The organism is Leuconostoc rapi (assembly GCF_016908715.1).
Classification (GTDB): Bacteria; Bacillota; Bacilli; order Lactobacillales; family Lactobacillaceae; genus Leuconostoc; species Leuconostoc rapi.
On the sequence record NZ_JAFBEK010000012.1, the window covers coordinates 20,411 to 41,690 of the forward strand.

Sequence of the window (21,280 nt, forward strand, 5' to 3'; positions counted from 1 at the left end):
TTATGACACAGATTGTCTCTGATCTATCGCCCGACGAGCAACCTGTCCCAGAACAACAATCCCAAAAGTCAAAATAATCAAAACGATAGTTACTGGCACCCATAACCACCATTGTGTATAAACTGACGATGCAGAGCTACCACTTAGCACTGTTAGCATTGTGCCCAATGAACTTGTCCCATGCTTCAAACCAAATCCTAAATAGGTCAAACTTGTTTCAATACCGATTGATCCTGCCAAAGTTAATGCAAAATCAGAGATGACGGTAGATGAGATATTGGGAAAAATACCTGTAAATATAATTTTATACCAAGGTGTCCCAGAAATTTTAGCTGCTTGAACATAATCTCTATTAACTTCAGATAAAGTTAGCGTACGAATTAAACGTACATTTGGTGGCCAACTCAACACTGATAAAATGAGAATCAAACTCCAAATTGAAAGACCCTTTGCCGTTGAAAAAATAATGGCTAAAATCATGAGTAGCGGCATAACCAACCAAAAATCAATTAATCGCATCGCAATCCAATCAATATAACCACCAAAATAGCCGATAATCATACCAAAAGTGACTGAAATAATTGTAATCAATATTGCAACACCAAAACCGATAACAAGTGAGTTACCCGCCGAAGCAATTAATGTCAATACAAAATCGGCCCCCGAATTTGTTGTGCCAAGAATATGACCACTAGTTAATGGTGGTAAATTAGCACTGAGAATGTTACTCATCGTGCCAATATCATTTGGTACAAAAATTTGCCCGATAACGATGAACAAAAAGAGTACAATTAATAGCACTGATGCCAGTAAAGCCAGATTATCTTTTTCTAATTCACGCCAAAAATTTTTTATAAATTTTGATCCGAAGCGTTGTTTTTTAACTGTCATGTTCATGATCCCCCTACTTCACTCGAACGCGAGGATCAACCCACGCTGAAATAATATCTGACAATAGACCACCTAGTAATGCCAGTACGCCCTGAAATAACATTAACGCAGTAATCACGGTATAATCACGGCCACTTAACGCTTGTACAAACAGTGCACCCAATCCAGGATAACCAAAAACAGTTTCAGCAAAAATTGCACCACCTAAAATACCAGTAATTGAGTAACCAATACCTGAGGCAATTGGTAAAAATGCATTTCGCAAAATATGCTTCCTAAACACATCTTTTATTTGAACGCCTTTAGCACGTGCTGTTCGAACATAGTCTTGTGCTTGTTGGTCTAATAAGTTTGAACGTAAATACTGAAAAATGCTATTTGTACTAAACAACGCAATTGTCAATGCTGGCAAAAACGCGTATTTTAAGTTACTAAAAAAGTTCGTGGAAAAATTTTGAGTATCGTCAATACCTGTACCTGAACTAGGAAATATTGGAATAATATAAACAAACAAAACCATCATAACAAAATAAAACACAAATGAGGGAACAGCTGATGTCATCGTATTCCATACGATTAAAACACGATCAATCACTTTATTTTCGTGACGTGCAGCTAATAATGCCTGTGTAATAGACAAAAAGTAAGTCAACACGGCAGCAATAATTCCCATAGAAAGTGTTGGCCATATACGCTGACTGATAATACGTGTCACCGTCCATCCTTTATTGACCACATATGATGTTCCTAAATCACCGTGTAACACATTTCCAACCCATTTAAAATACTGTTGGTACCATGGTAAGTCCAACCCAGCTGCATGCCGCATTCTTTCAATTGTGGCAGGATCGGAGTTAGGATTTAAACTACCATAAAACGGATCTCCGGGCATTAATTGCGCTAACATAAAAATCAGGATAGAAACTAAAATTAATTGTGGAATCATAATGAGTACACGCCTTAAGACTGTTCGCCACATAATTACGCACCTTCTTTCTTTAGTGCCACAAAATGAGTTTTTGTAATTGATTCTAAATCATATGCGCGATCTATAAGACCATCATGTTCATAATAAGCATCTTTATTTTGTATAAATTCAGCCTCAATTTGTTTACGATATGTTCGTTTTTCTTCACGCTTACTAACATCCAAACTTGGTATCGCCGACAATAACCGCTTGGTATAAATATGCCGAGCATCCTTAAAAATATCATTGGTTGTACCCATTTCGACAAAGCGGCCATTATGCATAATGGCTATGTTATTAGTCATGTACTTAACCACGCCTAGATCATGTGAAATAAATAAAAAACTAATACCATACTCACGTTGAATTTTCTTCATAAAATTTAATACTTGCGCCTGAACTGATAAATCTAAAGCTGATACAGGCTCATCAGCAACAATTAAACGCGGATTTGTTGCTAATGCACGAGCAACACCAATACGTTGCCGTTGTCCGCCTGAAAATTGAAACGGGTATTGTGCTACTGTCTGGGCTGGTAATCCAACAATCTTTAATAACGCCAAAACACGATCAGTAATTTTTGTTTGATCAAATGATCTTGCTCCATCATACCCTGCACCAATAACATTTGGCACGCCAAAACTTTTAAGGGGTTCGGCAATAATTTCGCCAATAGTTTTTCTTGGATTCAAACTAGATTGACTGTCTTGAAATACCATCTGGACATCTTTATTATAATTAATAGCATTTTTTTGTTTAGTCGTTGTTACTTCATGACCTTCGAACAAAATCTTTCCACTAGTTGGCTCTTCCAGTCCAACTAGTGACTTCCCAATTGTCGTCTTACCGGACCCAGATTCGCCTACAAGACCATATGTTTGCCCCGCTTCAATTGTAAAAGATATATTATCCACTGCTTTGATATTATCTGTTACACGATTGAAAAATCCTGTTCTCACTGGATAATAGACTTTTAAATTCTCTATTCGTACTAATTCACTCATTACTCTACCTCTTCTTAACGATCTTCCAAAAATTCAAAGTTTTTCCAAGCATCACCACGCACATAATGTTGATCGCTAATTTTTTGCAACTTTTCATCGATTTGTGCTTCAACTTCAGCTATATCTAACCAGGGCACACGCTTCAAAAATAAATCTTTACTATGATCCATGTCTTTTAAAGCTGGAACAGTACCTGGTATAGCATATAATTCGTCTCCAGAATTCACTTCCGATGGGTCTGCACGCAGTAATGAACGGGTGTATGGGTGTTTTGGTTGGTTGAAAAGATCATCTACGCGAGCTTGTTCCACAATTTGTCCAGCATACATAACGGCAACTGTATCTGCCATTTCAGCAACGACACCCAAATCATGTGTAATCAATAAAATGCCTGCGTTCTTTTTTACTTGAATTTCTTTTATTAGATCTAATATTTGAGCTTGAATTGTCGCATCTAAGGCAGTCGTCGGTTCATCAGCAATAATTAAATCGGGTTCGTTAGCTAATGCAATGGCAATCATAACGCGTTGTCTCATACCACCTGAAAGTTCGTGTGGATATTGCTGAGAAACACGTTGAACGTCAACAATGCCAACATCTGAGATTAATTTTTGTACACGCTGACTCACCTGTTTGGACTGTTTATCATGAATTGTAATAGCCTCAGCTATTTGATCCCCAATTTTCATCAGAGGGTTCAGACTAGATAACGGATCTTGGAAAATCATACCTACAGACACACCACGATATGTATCAAATTGTCTCTCAGTCAAACCAATTAATTCATCCCCGTTCAACTTAATTGAACCAGTTACTCGCGTTTGATCTGCATTATGTAGCCCCATTACACTCATCGCAAATGTTGATTTACCTGAACCAGACTCGCCAACTAAAGCTACTACTTCACCGCGTTTGATTGATATATCTAACTTGTAAATCGCTGTCTGATATTGTCCATCTATTTTAAACTCAACGGATACGTCTTTGGCCTCTAATAATTTTCCATCCATTTTTTAACCTTCTTTTCTTATATTATAAAATTATATCATTTGTTTTTAATAATTCAAATTTTATTCAAACAAAAAATCGACTTCATTAAAATATGAAATCAATTCTTTTTTTACGACTATTATTAATTTTTAAAAACGCTATTCTATTAACCAACACCTGCAGCGTAATAAAGAAGTTTGTCAGAGTAAGTGACATGATTAGCATCAAAAGTTGCTTGGTTCACAGCCCGCATATTATCCGTAACTACCCCATCTGCACCAAAATACATCATGCGTAAAATAGATTTTTTATCATTTGGTGTCCAAGTAAATACTTTTTTACCATCATGATGTGACGCCTGTATAAAATGTTTATTAACAGTACTAAATTCAACCGTATAGAAATCCGCTTTTGATTGTGGTGGTCCAATAATATTAAACGGTAAAATATAGCCTGCTTCGACATTGGGCGCCATTGTTTTAGCGTCCTCAATTAACTCAAAGTTTAACGATTGAATAATGTGATGATTTTCTATTAGATTATCTCGATACTTACGCATAAAATGTTGAACTAATTGTGTATTATTTTTATCCGTTGTCTTAAATTCAATTAAAAGTTTTTGGTGTATCGCATTGGCAGCTTTCAAATAATCATCAAGGGATACAATTGGTGCCACTTGACCATTTTCATGAACATTTAACTGAGTTAATGCCTTTAGATTCATATTTGCTGGTGTCTGATTAACTCCTGTCAGCTGTTTTAAATTGAAATCGTGAAACACTACAAATTGATTATCTTTAGTCAATTGTACATCCATTTCTATATAATCAGGATGGTATTGTGCTGTTTTTTCTAAAGCTGCAATACTGTTTTGTACCCCGTTTTTCTCGGAAACACCCCGATGTGACGCGCTTATTGGTTTAGAAATATCAATAGACTTGAGATATGTTAAATTATAATGCGCGACAATCCCTACGCTTAAGATGCCGAAAATAAGATAAGCACTTAACTGTCCAAAAAATTTTTGATGCTTATTATTAACTAAAACATACGCCTTCTTTTCTTGAACTGGTAGTGCGTTACTATGAGACATGTCATCAACAATAACAAGAAACATTCCCACTGTGGTCAATGCCAAGTTAGTCAAAATAATGATTTGCAGTATCGTCATAATGATTGCCGCACTAACTAACGTATACATTCCGCTATATTGCTCAACTAATTTTTGAATCTCAATTAAAATAGCGAAACTAAGTGATGTAAATAGCGCTGTCCCAAAAGCAATGATTGCCAATTTTTTTAATATATCAAAAAATCTGTTACGTGTTAAATTCAAGCTACTTTTAATTGCCTCACCAGTCGGTAAATTATTAAATATCATGTTGGGCAATACAAATATAAATCGTACACCAATATATGTCAGCAACAGATAAACGACAATGAATGCACCAACTATAATTAGACGATGAGCAAAGATATAATCCATAATAAATGCTGGAATTTTTATTTTTGACAGTAAATCCGACCCATAACTAACCCCACCTAATGGCAATATTAACATTAAATACAACGTGAAAAACAGGCCCATACTGATACTAATTTTTCTAATTTGGGTAAATTTTCTAAATATTAATTGATGTAATGCAACTGGTTGTTTAATATGAATAAAATAAACACTTATGAGTAAAAAAGCAAATTCAAAAAAGGACAAGAGCATTGATGATAGGACAACCCCAAGCAACGCCATAAAAAGTATTGGTTGTTGCCACATCATCTTGCCTAACGTATTTATCGATAAATAATTTATGTGACTGTTTTTTAAAATGAGTTGACTGGCTTTACCCAATGTTGGTAACAGTATGAAAATAAATAAAGCATGTGCCGCAAGGACACTTTTAAAATACCTTTTACTACGCCATAAAAATTTAACAGACTCTAGCATCTTTAATCGTATATACCGCATCAAAACTCTCCTGAATTTGATTATAACGACTACCAAGGCGTTAATCTATCTCTTATTTAACTCATGATAAATGTGACTACGCCAAAGCAATCAAATTTACTGGTAACTCGGCCAATTGTTCTAAGTTATGTGACGTCATAATGACTAATTTTTGACGTTCCTGTACCAAAGAAGCAATCATGTTCAAAATAATTTTTGTATTATCAACATCAACGCCACTGGTGGGTTCATCAAAAATATACAGCTTTCTGTCCAACAAACACTGCCCGTAGGTTAATACCATCTGCCGCTCACCACCAGATAATTTACCCATTTCAACATGCCATATTTTATCCAGTATTTGTGCTTTAATTATTTGAAACGTTGGATTTTGTGTTTCAACCGCGGGATCACCAAGTTGCCGATACATTGTAATTGTTTGAGCAACGCTTAGTGTTGTAAAAAAATGAATATGCTGTAATTGATAGGCAATTTCAGCTTGTTTGGGAACATTGATTTTATCGCCTTTAGCTGCTTTTGGACCGACATCCGCAATAAAATCTAAGAGTGTTGTTTTACCAGCACCGTTAGCACCTGTAATCACATTAATTGCCTGATTAGAAAATTCAACATCAAAATTCTGAGCGAGTACACGATCAACATAACGTAATGAATAATTTTTTATTTGCATGTATTAATCCCCCAACTACGCCCGATCAATAATCGAATGAACTGACAATTTTGACGTGCCAAACCACCCGAAAAAACCATAAATTATTGTGACAAGCACCCATATCAAAATCATACTATGATCAAACGTATGGTTAAAAAATAATGACAACGTCTGAAACGACGTTTCAACCGTATAAGTTATTGGATTAAGTAAGGATAGCGTATGACTAATCGATCCGCTTTCTGGTAAATTAATCAAGGCAAACAACCCAAACAATAAAATAGATACCAGAATGTTAATTGATTCGATTTTAACTTTTAACAAAAACAACAGACTACTAATCAATGCCACAGGTACAGCGACAATTGTTGCCGACAGCATGCCAGCTAGAACCAAACTAATATGCCAATTATGAAAAATAGTCATCACCACTACATTAAAGATAATCAATTCACCATTTAAAACCGCCAGCTGTACTAAAAAATTAGCGATGAGTATTTTCCATTTAGATCCAACAATGAAAAATAACTGCTTATAAAAACCATTTTCTCGTTGTGCAATCATGGCAACAATGACATTGTTTAAGATTGTTACCATAATAATGTATGCCCAAAAATAACTAATGATTAAATTGGTTGATTGGCTGAAAGTGACAGCAGGACGAGTCCAGTACTTGCCGTTTTGATATAAAAAATAAAGCGTTGGTAATAGTAAATTAAACACAAAAACAAACTTATTACTCAGCATATTAATTAAATATACTTTACATAGTGCCTTTATATCATTCATATTTCACAATGTACCCCCAATTAATTAATATATTTATGATAAATAAGTTATTTCTATCATCATAACACAATTATTAATTAATATTATCTATCTTTGCGGTAGAAAGTCAATGACTGCTGTCGTCCCAACGTCAATTTTCGAAGTCACTATAATATTGCATGCCAATTTATCCAACACTAATTTGGTTAAGTACAGTCCCAAACCACTGGATTTTTTGTCTAAACGCCCATTATATCCTGTAAAACCATGTGAAAATAAACGCGGTAAATCTGAAGCTAATATGCCAATCCCACTATCTGTCATGCGTAACTGCTGATCCGTTATTTCAATTCTCACACCACCTGATTCGGTGTATTTCACCGCATTATTAATAAGCTGTTCGACAGCTACCGCTAACCACTTAGCATCCGTTTTGATCTTTGCGTTACCGACAATTGTAACGTTTAAATTTTTATGAATAAATTGTGCGGCATACTTTTTAATCACCTGATTAACTAACTCACGAATATTAACGACCTCAAAACGGAAATCAGTGGTTATATTTTGGACGCGAAGGTACTCAAGCAGAATAGTTAAATAATTTTCTAATTCAAATGTTTGCTTTTTTAGTTCAGGTAACCGCGTTTGCGCAATCAAATCTAAACTAGCTAACGGCACTTTCATTTGGTGTGTCCATACACGCATAATATCCATAAATGCTTGATCTCGCTGCATTTGTTTGGCCAGTTTTGTACGAATTTGCTCGTTTTCTATCTCTAAATCAGCGATATATCTTTGCTCGTGCCGAAATTTTTGATAATCAATCGTTGCATAAACGAGAAGCATTAGCAAGAACAGTAAACTCGCATTAAGTAGTGATATCATTGGTAACTGCCATAAGAAAAAAGTACACAAAAATAGACTCATCCCCACAATAACCGTCAAACATAACCCCAATTGCCGTTTTAAATAGTTACCCCAATACATAGCCAACCCCTCGTACTGTGTGAATTTTATCAAAATTAATGACCGCTACTTTTTTCCTCAACCGTGCCATATTAACATGCAGTGTATTCGCATCAATGAACTCATCATTTTCCCACAGCTTTGCCAACAAGACATCTTTAGGCACAACTGTTGCCCCAGATTCAAATAACGTTTGTAGTATTTTAGTTTCAGTAGCCGTTAAATCAACTTTAGCATTTGTGCTCATCAACTCACTATCGACTAAACGGTATCCTGCAAACATCAATTCTGATGCACTAAAATGATAACTACGACGTAACAATGCGTGCACTTTAGCATTCAAAACAGTTAAATTAAAAGGTTTAGCGACAAAGTCATCAGCGCCCATACTCAGCGCCATCACTTGGTTCATTTCATCATTAGCACTTGAAATGAAAATAATAGGCACTTTACTAATTTGACGTAATGCAGCTGTCCAATAGAAACCATTAAAGTAAGGTAACGTGATGTCCATCAATACTAAATCAGCATGTGACTCGGTTATTTCTTGTGCGACAGCACGAAAATTCAGCGTTGTCGCAACGCTGAATTCTCTGGATAATATATCTTTTAAACTGTCGACAATACTTGTGTCGTCTTCAACAATAAATATTTTTTGCATAACTTCATTATACGTGACGTTGTACAATCTTAACATAACTATGCGACGTGACTTTATAAATCAGATAGTACATCACAACAATTAATAGAATAACACCACCACTAACCGATAACATTAACGTCTCATTATTAATGCCAAAGACATTAATAATTTTAGAAATCATGATATAAGCACCCGCAAAGTGAATAACAGCGACTACAATTGGCATGAAAAATAATAAACGTATCTGACTATTGATTGTTTGGGATACCTCTTTTTCAGATAAACCAACTTCTTGTAAAATTCGGAATGCCTCTTTATCCTGTTCCCCCTCAGCAATTTGTTTATAATAAATAATTAACGCTGCCCCAATGATAAAAGTTAGTCCCAGAGTAAAGCCAATGAAGAGAAAACCACCCGAGTATGCTTGCCCTTCTTTTAGTAGTGCAAATCGATCAGATACGAGCAGTGATACTGGTGCTGTGTTATCGTTCATTGATTTAAAGGCTTTAACAACATTTTGATTATCGTTCTTACTCAAATCAATCACTAGTTTACGCTGTGCAATTGAGTAACCATCTGCGTCAAACGTCATCCGTTGATACAATCGTTTAGTTTGTGTATCATTTGCCGTGACAATCATTGTACTGTTTCCTACAAGACTTTGTGTTGCGTAATTTTTGACGTGCGCTGTTTGACCCTTAATACGCAATAACTGTCCAAACCAGTTAATCGTCTTTGGATTAAATTCGCCAGCATAATTATGAATGAATATGTCATTTGGCGCTAATTTTGGTAATTTATTGCCAAGCTTAATTAACGTATCACGCGAAACAAGCTGGACATTCGTAACACCTGATTGACTATCGCTGGACATGATATGTTTAACCGTCACATGTTTACCATGAGTCAATTTCACCGACGTTGTACCATAATCCACATATTGAATTCCTTTTTTCAAATCAACTTGCGTTTGTTTTTCAGTTAATGACAAAAGACGGTCAAACTGTTCTTCAGTGACATTGCCAATACTAGTCTCACCTGTATTCATGGCAATCAGTTCTGTTGTAAATGGCATATTCGCCATCATATTTTGCTTTAATCCAGCCTGTAACATGACGGTCGTCACTAAAGTCACGATGGCCATTGTGACCAATATTGTAATATTGCCCAGTCCAATCACATTCTGTTTCATGCGATACAACAATGAATTAATTGTAATAAATTTTTCCGGTTGATAATAGCGACGACCGCGTTTTTGTTGCTTTAAATACCAGATAGTAAAGGCAACATAAAACAAGTAGGTTCCTACGATGACTAGTAAGACTGCCCCAGCGAATGTGACAACAATAAACGTCCCTACCTTAATGGTTATCGCCAAATAATATCCGACACCTAATAGCAAGATACCAATTAATGCTAAGAAACTGCGTGATTTTGGTTCACGCTCACCGTGACTTTCCGCACGCAATAATGTCAAACTAGAATTATGCCGAAGCGCCCATGTACTAATAAACGCCAATATCACAAAAGAGGTTAAAGCAATCAGCGTTGGCATAACAAATGACCAACTCAAAAACGTTAAATTAAAATAGTTACCACCGATTAACGCGATAAACACCAAAAATAAAAATTTCGATAAAATAACACCAACAATGGTGCCAAGTACTACTGTGACAAACCATATCAATAGTAGTTCAAGCAATGCAACCAGGGTAATTTGATTTTTTCCAAGTCCTAAAATATCATATAGTCCAAATTCTCGTGATCGTTTCTTTAATAAAAAACGATAAGCATAAATTTCAATACCGATTGAAAAAGGAATCAGTATAATTTGACCAATAATTAGAACGACAGCTACGGACTTAATGTCTAATTTATCTAATTCTGGCGAAAAGGTAATCGAGGCCAAAATAAAGTTCAGAACAAACATCATAACCGTTGCCAATAAAAATGGCGCGAAAATTTTAAATGATTGACGAATATTACGCTGCGCAAGTTTCAGATAGAACATATCAATTGCCTCCTAACACACTACTCATGGCTAAGTTGATTTCTTTGTTAAACTCTGATGTACTACGCTCAGCACGATACAATTGATGATAGATCATGCCATCTTTAATAAATAACACACGTTTAGCGTGACTAGCAACAACACTTGAATGTGTCACCATTAAAATGGTTTGCCCTTCATCGTTGATCTGTTCAAATAAAGTTAACAAACGATCTGAATTTTTTGAATCTAATGCCGCGGTTGGCTCATCGCCTAAAATCAAGTCAGGTTGTGTCATCAAAGCTCGAGCAATGGCTACACGTTGCTTTTGCCCACCTGATAATTCGAAAGGCTGTTTATTTAATAATTCCGAAATGTGGAGTAATGGTGCTAACGTATGCAGACGTTCCTGCATGATTTGAACTGGCTTTCTGTTTAACACCAGTGGCAAGTAAATGTTATCTCGAACATTCAATGTGTCTAGCAAGTTAAAGTCCTGAAAAACAAATCCCAAGTGTTCGCGACGAAATTTTGCCAAGTCATTGGCCTTAATACGCGTAATATTAGTGCCATTTAATGACACAATCCCATTTGTCGGACGTTCTAAGGTTGCTAAAATATTAAGTAGGGTTGTTTTACCACTGCCCGATTCGCCCATGATTGCAATGTATTCACCTGTCTCAATACTAAAATCGATATCACGTAATGCGGTTGTTGTTTCCTTTGAAAATCGTGTTTTAAAAACTTTTGCTAAGTGATTAACTTCTAATAACATATTTTTTCTCCAATACGTACTCTATACGATATAACTATTATCTAATAATTAACTCGCCCTTGAACTAACAAATACGCACTTAACCTGACAAAAATGTCAGATTGCCACTTTTAACGATAAGGTTGACAAACACAATCATTATTTGTTATAGTTTACTGGTTAATTAACTAGTAAACTATCGAGGCCAATCATGTCAGAATCCGACAACATTATTCAAGAACTCAATACCTTTGTCCAAACGTACGCGGCAAGCTCTGAGTTCATTCGTACAACGACAGCACAACAAATCAATGCCACACAAGCACATTTGCTCATGCTATTGCAATCTCAAAACGCTACTAATACCACGCTTGCTGACAAAATGAAACTGAGCAAGCCAGCAATTACCAAGGCGATCAAAAATCTCACCGCCCATGGTTACGTATCAGCTTCACAAGATCCTGTGGACAAGCGTAGTATTAAGTACAAAGTTACCCCTGCGGGTGTCGAATTAGCGATGCAGCACGAACATTCACATCAAAGTCTACATCAAGATATTGATGCCACAATTGCTAATTTTACACCTCAACAACAAGAAACAATTATGACATTTCTTGTCCAAATTAACCATTTAAAGGATGATCACTCATGAAAAAACTAATCGCTATTATGGCCATTGTTATTATTGCTATCGTTGGTTTTGCTACCGTTAAAGGTGCTTCACCAAAATCAAATACTGATAAATTAACAATTGTGGCATCAACGGATTTCTATGCAGAAATTGCACAAACAGTTGTTGGTAATCATGGTACTGCCACAGCTATCATCAAAAACGCTAATGTTTCACCAGAAGACTACGAGCCAACAACAACAGTTGCAAAAAAAGTCAGCGGTGCCGATATTGCGCTTGCTAATGGTTTAGGTTATGATTCTTGGCTAAATAAACTCGCTAAAACATCTAAGAACACGCAGCTCATTCGCATCGGTGAAAATGTTCTGAAGAAAAAATCCGGTATTAATCCGCATCTCTGGAACAACCCAGAAACAATGACTAAAACTGCACAGTATTTAGCTGATACGTTATCTAAAAAAGATCCAACACATAAAAAAGATTACCAAGCCAATGCAAAAAAATATATTGCTAGCCTCAAACCAGTGACAGCCTTAATAAATGATCTCAAAAAAGAATCTCATAACCAATCAGTCGCACAAACAGAACCTGTATTTGAATACATGTTAACTGCTTTAGGCTATAAGGTTATGGATACTGACTTTTCAGAAGCTATTGAAGAGGGTAATGATCCCTCTCCTGCAACATTAACAAACCTTAAGTCAGCGATTACAGATCATAAAATTGCTTTCTTGGTTAATAATAAGCAAACAACTAGCACAACAGTTTCTAATCTTGTATCATTGGCTAAAGAAAATGATGTGCCCGTAATTAACGTCACTGAAACAATTCCAAATGGTGATAATTATGTCACTTGGAAGTTATCCGAATTAAAGCAAATACAAAAAATCAAACCATAATCGCATGACACCATCAGTTGTTTTGAATATGTTATACTACTCTTGAAACGTATCAGTCACTTCTGATACCCATTAAGATTACCGATAAACTTATCGATAACTAAATAACATCACAATTGGAGGTAGTAATCTTTATGTCCCTTACAGATACTTATACACTAAGCAATGGCGTTAAAATTCCTGTTCTCGGCTTTGGTACTTGGCAGTCAGCCGATGGCGATGTGGCTTATCAAGCCGTCAAATGGGCACTTGATGCCGGTTATCGACACATTGATACAGCAGCAATTTATGGTAATGAATCATCAGTTGGTCGTGCTATCAAAGATTCTGGTGTACCACGAGAAGAATTATTTGTCACATCTAAGCTTTGGAATGATGCGCATAGCCATGATGCAGCACTTGAAGCACTTGATACATCCCTGAATAAATTAGGGCTTGATTATCTCGACCTCTATTTGATTCATTGGCCTAACCCAGCAGACCTTCAAGCTAAGAGCACGGATGCTTGGAAATCTGCTAACGCTGATACTTGGCGTGCTTTCGAAGATGCCTATACGGATGGCAAGCTTAAAGCCATTGGTGTGTCTAACTTTCAAATCCATCATCTCGAAGCGTTAGCTGAGACGCAAAAAATTGCGCCAATGGTCAATCAAAATTTCCTTAATCCTTCTGATCAACAAGCTGATCTTGTTACGTATAATGATGTCCACAATATTTTAAATGAGGCTTATTCACCGCTTGGCACTGGCAAACTCATTGATTTACCACAAGTAAGTGATTTAGCAGAAAAGTACAACAAATCAATCCCTCAAATTTTAATTCGTTGGTCATTGGAAAAAGGCTTTTTACCTTTACCAAAATCAACCCATGAATTATACATTCAAGCTAATGCTGATGTATTCGATTTTTCTCTAACAGCTGAAGATATCATTGCCTTGGATAAATTACAAGCAGTCGGGGAACGACATCTTGACGCGGACAAAGCATCATTCTAATCACAAAAAAGCGAGTGTTTCACGTGAAACGCTCGCTTTTTATATGGGCTTAAACAGATCGTTTCTTAAAAATCAGATAAGCAACTGCATACATCACTAGGATATAGACAATATAAGCAATGAAAACTGTGCCTTGAGACATGTGCACGATACTTTTAATACCACTAGGTGCTAATTGGCCATACATCGATATACCAATAAAAATATTAAAAGGATTCCACTTTAATATTGGTGCCATTTGAATCAACATCATCGAAATACTGCTTAAAATTGGTGTCCCAACAATCATCACAACACCTAATCCAATCGCCGCACCTGAACTCTTAACCAAATTCGTGATAAGCAACACCAGTGCTGCGACAAATATCATTTGTAACAGTGTACCTAACACTGTAATACCAATCGTTTGCCAACCATTTCCGGCATAACTAACCCGTTCAGAAAAATCAAAATTTGGCGCAAAAATTAACTGCCCAATCATGGTACCAATAAATACTGACAAAAATAGGGCAATATAAATGCTAAAATTCAATAGTAACTTACTCGTAAAAATCATACCACGACTGAAACGACGTGATAGCAATGGTCTAATCGTACCAAATCCAAACTCTTGAGAAACACTCAGTGCCGTAATAATAATACCTGCCATATAGACATAAAATGTTCCATGTCCTAAATCGACAATTGTTCCTGCACCACGTTGTGATTTAAAGAGTCCCATAATTATTAAAGGAAACAACACACCTAACCCTAGCCAAATATGTATCCGATTTTGTTTGAATACTTTGTAATACTCTTGTTTCATTAAAGTTAACATCTTTTACGCCCCCTTATCATCAGTCGCTAGCATATCAAGTAATGATTTTTCCAAATTGCCTGTGACTGTATTAACTGTTTTGATTTGCACATCAATTGTATTAATAGCGGTTATGACTTCTTGTAAATTCTCTGCTCCAGAGATTTGTACGTGATCGTCTTCAGTGGTAACTGCCCAACCATGCGCCTGAGCCAATTTAACAGTTGCTTCATTGTCAGATGTTTCAAATACCCAACGGATTTTATCGTGGCTGAAAAATTCTGTAATCGTTGCTGTTTCAATAATTTTACCGTGGTTAATAATCACAACATCGTCAACAAGTTTTTGCAGCTCATCTAATAAATGACTAGATATTAAGAAGGCAACACCGTCATTTGCTAAATTTCGGATTAAATTTCGCAAATCATGCACTGATTGTGGGTCTAATCCGTTCATTGGTTCATCTAAAATCACAAGTTTAGGCTGTCTGATCAGTGAAATAGCGATACCTAAACGTTGTTTCATACCAAGTGAGAAATGTTTAGCCTTACGCTTACCAAAGTTATCACCATCAATTTGTGTCCGGTGCATTAAGTCCTTAAAATCAGCCGGTGTTTTTGTGTCCATGGCGTACAATTTTAAATGTTCAAATGCTGTTAAATTAGGATAAATTGATGGGTATTCGATTAAATTACCAACTTTATCAAGTGCTTGGTGGTCACTAAAAGTTACTGGTTGGCCATCAAGTGTAATCGTACCAGCAGAATAACTCATTAAGCCAGTAATTGCACGCATCGCAGTTGATTTTCCAGCCCCATTAGGACCTATCAAACCCACAATATGCCCTGCTGCCACATTAAAGCTCACCTGCGACAACCCTATCTTTTTCCCAAAATGTTTATCAATATTTTTTACTTCTAATAATGTCATTACTTTCTCCCCTTTTTTAATTGATCATTTATCCCATGTTAATTTCAACTTGGGCTTAAACACAAATACAAACGTCACAACTGTTATAATCGCTGGTAAAATCATATTATTCAAAACAACTTCTATTGTCAATGATGATCGATTTCCAACCATTAACGTGATAAACAGCGATACAAAAGCAAAAATAACAACTGGCCACCTGAAATAATGAAGTCGAACAGCATTATCAATTGTATCGGCGCTTATTTTAGTTGATAAGTAGCCAGCAAAGATAAAGACAATCAGTGCCAAGAATAAAATGACAACATTCGCCAAAAATGTTTGTAAAACATCACTATGTTCAAACATTTTAATATGGAAGATATGATCAATTTTTTCTACTGTCAATATCGGTGAAATTACGACAATAAGCATAAAAATAGCTGTCATTATTTTCATCCAAATGGGACCAATCAGTGTATAAACTAGAGCCATCACACTTGCCATGAAAAATAGCTGCACGCCGCTAACAGCGTCATTTGCAATAATATCGCACACACTGTTAGGATGCGTGATTAACGTCAGTATGATATCCATTAACGACGACACCAATATTGGCAAAATGATCAAAAGTATAACTCGCGTGATAAAGAGTTGTTTACGTGAAATATTTTGCGTGTATAACCACGTTTCCAAGTGCTTAATTTGATCATTTAACACTGTTGCGGCAGCAATTAGAATCCAAATCGAGCTCACAAGCGGCCCAAATTGTTCGTTAAAATATTTCACAGTAATATTTTGCCATAGAAAACTCGAAGTCAACGACACAACAGCCAATAATAAGCCTAATAGCAATGCCATAGTGAACTGACTTTTTTTGATAACAAAGTATAGCTTCATGCTTTGCCTCATTCTTCCACCTCCAGTTCTTGTTGCCATGCATATGCTTCTTTAGCAAAACTGGCTCGGAAAATATCCTCACTACCCACCGGTAACTCCTCAACAAATTTAAAATCCGGTCCAGCCAACTTACTACCAATATCTTCAATAAAATTATTAAAAACAATGGTCACAATATGACCTGTTTGTGCAATGATTGTCCCACTGTCCCGTAAAAATGCAGGCAAAGTGTCACCGGCAAATGCTAATTGATATTTCTTAACATTCTTATTATCCTCAACTGAAAAAGTACGATCAATCGTTTGATCTTTCAAAAGTAAAATACGATCAACTAATGTATCTAATTCAATCAGATTCTGTGAGGCAATCACGACTGTTGTGTTATGTTCTGTCACTTGGGTCACAATCATCTGTTTGACTTGATCTCTAATCAAAACATCTAGACCATCAAGTGGCTCGTCTAAAAAAACATATTGTGCACGGCTAGCAAAACTAACAATAATCATAAATAACGCTCGCATACCTTTGGAATAGTTGCGAATTTGCCGACCATTATTTAAACCAAATCGTTTAATTTCTAAATCGTACCACGTTTCATCGAAATTTTTGTAAGCCGTCTTCATAATTGCCTTAATTTTTTTGGGTGAGTGGTAACTCAACCAATTTTCAGGCATATTGATGTAAAACAGTTGGTCATGTAAGCTGGGTATTTTATGATATTCTAAACCATCCAAGCCAACACGACCAAAATCTGCTAAGAGCTCACCACTAATTGTACTAAATAGTGTTGTTTTCCCCGCGCCATTACGACCAACCAAACCTGCAATTTCGCCCTCATGCAATTCGAAATTAACATTATGTAATACTGTTTTGTTTTGGATCTTTTTGGATATATTTTCAACGACTAATGTCATGCCTTCTCCCTCTCTGGATTTTTAGAGATGCCATATGCCTCAGCAATCCAGTCATTTAATTGTTGGGCAGAAATAGCTGCTCTTTTAGCGTCAATCACAACTTCCCCAAGCTGTTCACGCAGTTCTCTGATCAAACGTTCATCCGCCACTTGCTGATCATTGGCACTCACAAAAGTACCTTTCCCAGCAACTGTTTCAATCACATTTTGATGTTCTAAAGCTTTATAGGCTTTAACTACCGTGTTTGGATTTAATCCCTCAATTAAAGCCATCTCCCTTACCGAGGGTAGTTTTTCCCCTATCGTCAGCACACCTGAAGCAACTTGACCTTTAATACGCCACATAAGCTGTTCATATAATGGTTGATTCCGCTGAATTTGTGCCATTCATGTACTTCCTTCTTAAAATTTTTGATGGCTGGGTTCGTCAAGTGACCAACCCAGCCATCAAATTTAGACCGTGTTTCATTATTCCCCAAGACACAGTACATCATTTGCCATCTGTATCACGTGTACTATGATACGCGGTACAGTTCTTTCTGTCAACTAAACATAATTCTTATTAATTTGTTACAATAGACTCATTTTATTTGAATAATATCATAATACTAATTGTATTAAACAATACATGTGTTAAAATAGATGCAATTGCTTGTTAAACGTATAATTATTATTTGGAGATAAAAAGAAATATGAGAATAAACCAAAAAACCCAAACAATTGTCTTTGTTGCATTTTTTGCAGCAATTACCTATGTAGCAACCAGTATTCAAGTGCCTATGCCTGCTTTAATTGGTAAACCATTTGTTCATCTTGGTAACGCGGCAGCCTTACTTTCTGTTTTACTATTAGGCTATAAACGTGGTGCCTTTGCCGGTGGTGTTGGATTAGCCTTATTTGATGTGACGCATAACTATGTCTTAGACGCACCGTATTATTTTTTTGAAATATTTATTGTCGGCGGTATAGCCATCATTGTTTTTAACATGACGCATTATCGCGTGGCACCAAAACCCATCAAATTAGTTACTGTTATCGCTGCTGCGATTGTGACTAAATTTGTGACAACCACACTACATAATTTTGTTATGGGTTTAGTTAAAGGATTAACCTTTCAACCAGCAGTCATTGCTACCTTATCTGCGCTAATGCCAACTGTGATCAACTGCGCAACCACCATGCTCGTGGTGCTTATCACCTATCCAATATTACATCAACAATTACGTACAAAACTGACGGTTTAACAAATAACGTACACAAAAAAACGCCGATTCATTGACAAATGAATCGGCGTTTTCATTATATTTAGGACAAACGAAACCCTGTATCAACTAAACAATACAGGGGGAGAGAATGTATTTGAGAAAGAGAAGAGAAAATTTAGGAGAGAATGAAAAGAGAATTTTGTATTATCTACCAGGGTTTCGTTAAAATGATAAGCTAAGTTACCTTATCAATATAACAATCTTAACCTGATAACATTAAATACATGTTAAACAAGAAATAATAATTGTCCATGTATCAATTCATCTACTTGTAGCAACCAACAAAAAATTATTTAACATCACTTAATTTCTTAGGTACCGTAATTTTACCAGCTAAAATTTGCTTTTTAGCTTCTTGAGTGGCTTGCCATGCATTATCAGGCATCGCATCTCGTGCAATATCAACACCCTTTTCTTTCAAACCATAAGTGACTGTTTTGCCACCAGGGAAATGTTTACTTTGACCCTGTTGTGCAACGATTTCAATCGCGTTATCAACACGTTTAATCGCTGATGCTAATGTGAAGTTCGATGGTTTACCATCTTTTGCAGTATAGTTACCATCAGCCGTTTGATCCATGTCAACGCCAATGACCCACACTTTTTTGTCCACTGTCGTATTTTGATTTTCTGCCTTAGCTTCTGCAAATACACCGTTGCCAGTTGCGCCTGCTGCCTGGAAAATAACATCAACACCACTAGCATACATTGCTGCGGCTATTGTCTTCCCTTTAGCCGCATCAGTAAATGTATTCGCATATTGTGACACAAAGGTTGCCTTAGGGTTAGTTGCTAAAACCCCCGCCTTAAAACCAGCCTCAAACTGCTCAATCACTTCACCTTTAACGCCACCGACAAAACCAATTTTACCAGTTTTTGACGCTGTTGCAGCCGCAACACCTGCTAAATAGGAGGACTGCTCTGAATGAAACATAATTGAAACAGCATTCTTGTAAGGTACGTCTGCTTCCACCATCGCAAAATTGGTCTTGGGGTTGGCTTGAGCAACTTGTTTCATCGCTGGACCGCCCATAAATGAAATACCAACAACCAACTGATAATTCGCCTTAACAGCCTGTTGTAAATTGGCCTTAATCTCGGAATTATCATTTGATACAAAATAAGAAAAGCCCGACTGACCTTGCTTCATCTTGTTTTTTTCACCAAAACGCTTGATACCAGCCCAAGCTGATTGGTTAAATGATTTATCATCCACACCACCTGTGCTCGTAACTAATGCTACCGAGTAAGTATCTTTTTGGTTTGTATCTGAATTTTTTGCAACAGACACACCAATGCCAATCACCAAAACAGCAGCAATAATGCCACCAATGACCATAGAACGTTTCATTTTGTTTTCCTCCGACTATGTATCTCTCTGTATACATAGAAATTAGTTATATTTTATGACCATTGCAACTGATAGTTTGAAACAGTCAGCGGCAAATTAACACTAAAACACACTGTCATTTATAATAACAGTAAACGAAAGACAACACAATCCCCTTAATCTGCCCATATTAACACATTTTTCACAACGCACAATTAAACATTACAAAATAAATGATTAAACATCGCTAAACTATTGATATCAAAACATATTAACAATTTATAAAGAAAATAAAAATATGTTTGACGTTTCACATATAAGCGTTTAAACTTACTATTTGTAATGAAAATTACAGCAAGAAATATTTATTTTAGGGTAACATTTGAAAGGATATATACACATGTTTACATTACAAAAACCACAAGCTAATCTAAAAGAGATTATCATAAAAAGTGTCTGGTTCGGTTTCATTGCTGGTATGATTTCTGGTATGGTCAAGATTGGTTGGGAGAATATTTTTCCACCTCGCACGATCGCCCGTAACTTAATCAATCCCCCACAGCATATGGCTATGCAAATTGGCATTCCTAAGAAATTAGTTGAGTCATTTGTCTACTATTCACAAGATCAAAAAGTATTTTGGTTTACACTCATTTTGCATTTTTCATTCGCAATTGCCTTTTCAATATTGTATGTTTTTGTTTCACAATACTGGTCAAACATTGGTCTTTGGCAGGGTGCTGCTTATGGTATTGTCCTTTGGATTGCTTGGCATGTAATCATCATGCCAGCTTTTGGAACAGTACCTGCACCTTGGAATCAGCCATTCGCTGAGCATTTCTCAGAGTTCTTCGGACACATTGTCTGGGCTTGGGCTATCGCTGCAACCGTTTATTACTTAATTGCTAAAGATAAGCGCGGCCATCTCACAAATATTTAATTCAAAAAGGCATCCACATTGAAGTGAACCCCAATAGTTGGACAAAATAAAATTAATTAACAGACTCAGTGGTGAGTTGCCGATATCGAATCGGCGACAGACCATTGAGTTTTT

Annotated in this window: 22 protein-coding genes; 5 read left to right on the top strand and 17 right to left on the bottom strand. The window is 36.2% G+C overall.

Translation table 11 applies throughout. From position 1 onward, the window contains the following. The 11 genes from JOD28_RS08950 to JOD28_RS09000 all read right to left on the bottom strand — a co-directional run bounded on the left by JOD28_RS08950 (position 1) and on the right by JOD28_RS09000 (position 11,609). Positions 1–891, bottom strand: a complete 891-nt coding sequence (locus tag JOD28_RS08950) for an ABC transporter permease (RefSeq protein ID WP_204770473.1) — start codon at positions 889–891, stop codon at positions 1–3. A 13-nt stretch (positions 892–904) separates the two neighbouring features. Next, positions 905–1,870 (bottom strand): ABC transporter permease, encoded by a 966-nt coding sequence (locus tag JOD28_RS08955; protein WP_204770474.1) that lies wholly within the window; start codon positions 1,868–1,870, stop codon positions 905–907. A 2-nt stretch (positions 1,871–1,872) separates the two neighbouring features. Further along, the gene (locus JOD28_RS08960; RefSeq protein WP_204770475.1) at positions 1,873–2,862 is read right to left on the bottom strand and encodes an ATP-binding cassette domain-containing protein; all 990 of its coding nucleotides are present in this window, start codon (positions 2,860–2,862) and stop codon (positions 1,873–1,875) included. 14 nt (positions 2,863–2,876) lie between these two features. Next, positions 2,877–3,872, bottom strand: coding sequence for an ABC transporter ATP-binding protein (locus JOD28_RS08965; protein ID WP_204770476.1), 996 nt, complete (start codon positions 3,870–3,872; stop codon positions 2,877–2,879). A 146-nt stretch (positions 3,873–4,018) separates the two neighbouring features. After that, a complete protein-coding gene (locus tag JOD28_RS08970) occupies positions 4,019–5,815 on the bottom strand; it encodes a glycerophosphoryl diester phosphodiesterase membrane domain-containing protein (protein ID WP_204770477.1) in 1,797 nt (598 codons plus the stop codon). A gap of 76 nt (positions 5,816–5,891) precedes the next feature. Next, positions 5,892–6,485, bottom strand: a complete 594-nt coding sequence (locus JOD28_RS08975; protein ID WP_204770478.1) for an ATP-binding cassette domain-containing protein — start codon at positions 6,483–6,485, stop codon at positions 5,892–5,894. Between the two features lie 15 nt (positions 6,486–6,500). After that, positions 6,501–7,256, bottom strand: coding sequence for a hypothetical protein (locus tag JOD28_RS08980; RefSeq protein WP_204770479.1), 756 nt, complete (start codon positions 7,254–7,256; stop codon positions 6,501–6,503). A gap of 87 nt (positions 7,257–7,343) precedes the next feature. Next, positions 7,344–8,222 (bottom strand): sensor histidine kinase, encoded by an 879-nt coding sequence (locus JOD28_RS08985; protein ID WP_204770480.1) that lies wholly within the window; start codon positions 8,220–8,222, stop codon positions 7,344–7,346. After that, positions 8,209–8,862 (bottom strand): response regulator transcription factor, encoded by a 654-nt coding sequence (locus tag JOD28_RS08990; RefSeq protein WP_204770481.1) that lies wholly within the window; start codon positions 8,860–8,862, stop codon positions 8,209–8,211. The genes JOD28_RS08985 and JOD28_RS08990 overlap by 14 nt, the downstream gene beginning before the upstream one ends. Positions 8,863–8,869: 7 nt before the next feature. Further along, positions 8,870–10,855 carry an ABC transporter permease gene (locus JOD28_RS08995; protein ID WP_204770482.1) on the bottom strand — a complete coding sequence of 662 codons (1,986 nt, stop codon included), beginning with the start codon at positions 10,853–10,855 and terminating at the stop codon, positions 8,870–8,872. Between the two features lies 1 nt (position 10,856). Continuing rightward, complete coding sequence (locus JOD28_RS09000; RefSeq protein WP_204770483.1) at positions 10,857–11,609, bottom strand: ABC transporter ATP-binding protein; 753 nt, start codon at positions 11,607–11,609, stop codon at positions 10,857–10,859. Between the two features lie 190 nt (positions 11,610–11,799). Between JOD28_RS09000 and JOD28_RS09005 the strand changes: the two genes are divergently transcribed. From JOD28_RS09005 to JOD28_RS09015, 3 genes are all read left to right on the top strand, one after another. Then, a complete protein-coding gene (locus tag JOD28_RS09005) occupies positions 11,800–12,240 on the top strand; it encodes a MarR family transcriptional regulator (protein ID WP_204770484.1) in 441 nt (146 codons plus the stop codon). Beyond that, complete coding sequence (locus JOD28_RS09010) at positions 12,237–13,118, top strand: metal ABC transporter solute-binding protein (protein WP_204770485.1); 882 nt, start codon at positions 12,237–12,239, stop codon at positions 13,116–13,118. Before JOD28_RS09005 ends, JOD28_RS09010 begins: the two co-directional genes overlap by 4 nt. A gap of 134 nt (positions 13,119–13,252) precedes the next feature. Further along, on the top strand, positions 13,253–14,113 hold the full coding sequence (locus JOD28_RS09015) for an aldo/keto reductase (RefSeq protein WP_204770486.1): 861 nt from the start codon (positions 13,253–13,255) through the stop codon (positions 14,111–14,113). A 49-nt stretch (positions 14,114–14,162) separates the two neighbouring features. Here JOD28_RS09015 and JOD28_RS09020 read toward each other — a convergent pair whose 3' ends face one another. Genes JOD28_RS09020 through JOD28_RS09040 form a run of 5 tightly spaced genes read right to left on the bottom strand, consistent with a single transcriptional unit; the run spans position 14,163 to position 18,018 of the window. Beyond that, positions 14,163–14,930: an ABC transporter permease gene (locus tag JOD28_RS09020; RefSeq protein WP_204770487.1), complete on the bottom strand. Its 768-nt coding sequence runs from the start codon at positions 14,928–14,930 to the stop codon at positions 14,163–14,165. A gap of 3 nt (positions 14,931–14,933) precedes the next feature. Continuing rightward, on the bottom strand, positions 14,934–15,839 hold the full coding sequence (locus JOD28_RS09025; RefSeq protein ID WP_204770488.1) for an ABC transporter ATP-binding protein: 906 nt from the start codon (positions 15,837–15,839) through the stop codon (positions 14,934–14,936). Positions 15,840–15,863: 24 nt separating this feature from the next. Further along, entirely contained in the window at positions 15,864–16,730 is an 867-nt protein-coding gene (locus JOD28_RS09030; protein ID WP_204770489.1) for a hypothetical protein, read from the bottom strand. Further along, positions 16,727–17,632: an ATP-binding cassette domain-containing protein gene (locus JOD28_RS09035; protein WP_204770490.1), complete on the bottom strand. Its 906-nt coding sequence runs from the start codon at positions 17,630–17,632 to the stop codon at positions 16,727–16,729. Before JOD28_RS09035 ends, JOD28_RS09030 begins: the two co-directional genes overlap by 4 nt. Beyond that, positions 17,629–18,018 (bottom strand): GntR family transcriptional regulator, encoded by a 390-nt coding sequence (locus JOD28_RS09040; protein WP_204770491.1) that lies wholly within the window; start codon positions 18,016–18,018, stop codon positions 17,629–17,631. Before JOD28_RS09040 ends, JOD28_RS09035 begins: the two co-directional genes overlap by 4 nt. Positions 18,019–18,323: 305 nt before the next feature. On the opposite strand from JOD28_RS09040, the gene JOD28_RS09045 reads away from it, so the two are divergent. Further along, the gene (locus tag JOD28_RS09045) at positions 18,324–18,875 is read left to right on the top strand and encodes an ECF transporter S component (protein WP_204770492.1); all 552 of its coding nucleotides are present in this window, start codon (positions 18,324–18,326) and stop codon (positions 18,873–18,875) included. Positions 18,876–19,185: 310 nt separating this feature from the next. Here the strand turns inward: JOD28_RS09045 and JOD28_RS09050 are convergent, their stop codons facing one another. Then, on the bottom strand, positions 19,186–20,247 hold the full coding sequence (locus JOD28_RS09050) for a BMP family lipoprotein (protein WP_204770493.1): 1,062 nt from the start codon (positions 20,245–20,247) through the stop codon (positions 19,186–19,188). Between the two features lie 379 nt (positions 20,248–20,626). Between JOD28_RS09050 and JOD28_RS09055 the strand changes: the two genes are divergently transcribed. Beyond that, positions 20,627–21,166 carry a YagU family protein gene (locus JOD28_RS09055; RefSeq protein ID WP_204770494.1) on the top strand — a complete coding sequence of 180 codons (540 nt, stop codon included), beginning with the start codon at positions 20,627–20,629 and terminating at the stop codon, positions 21,164–21,166. Positions 21,167–21,280: the final 114 nt, after the last annotated feature.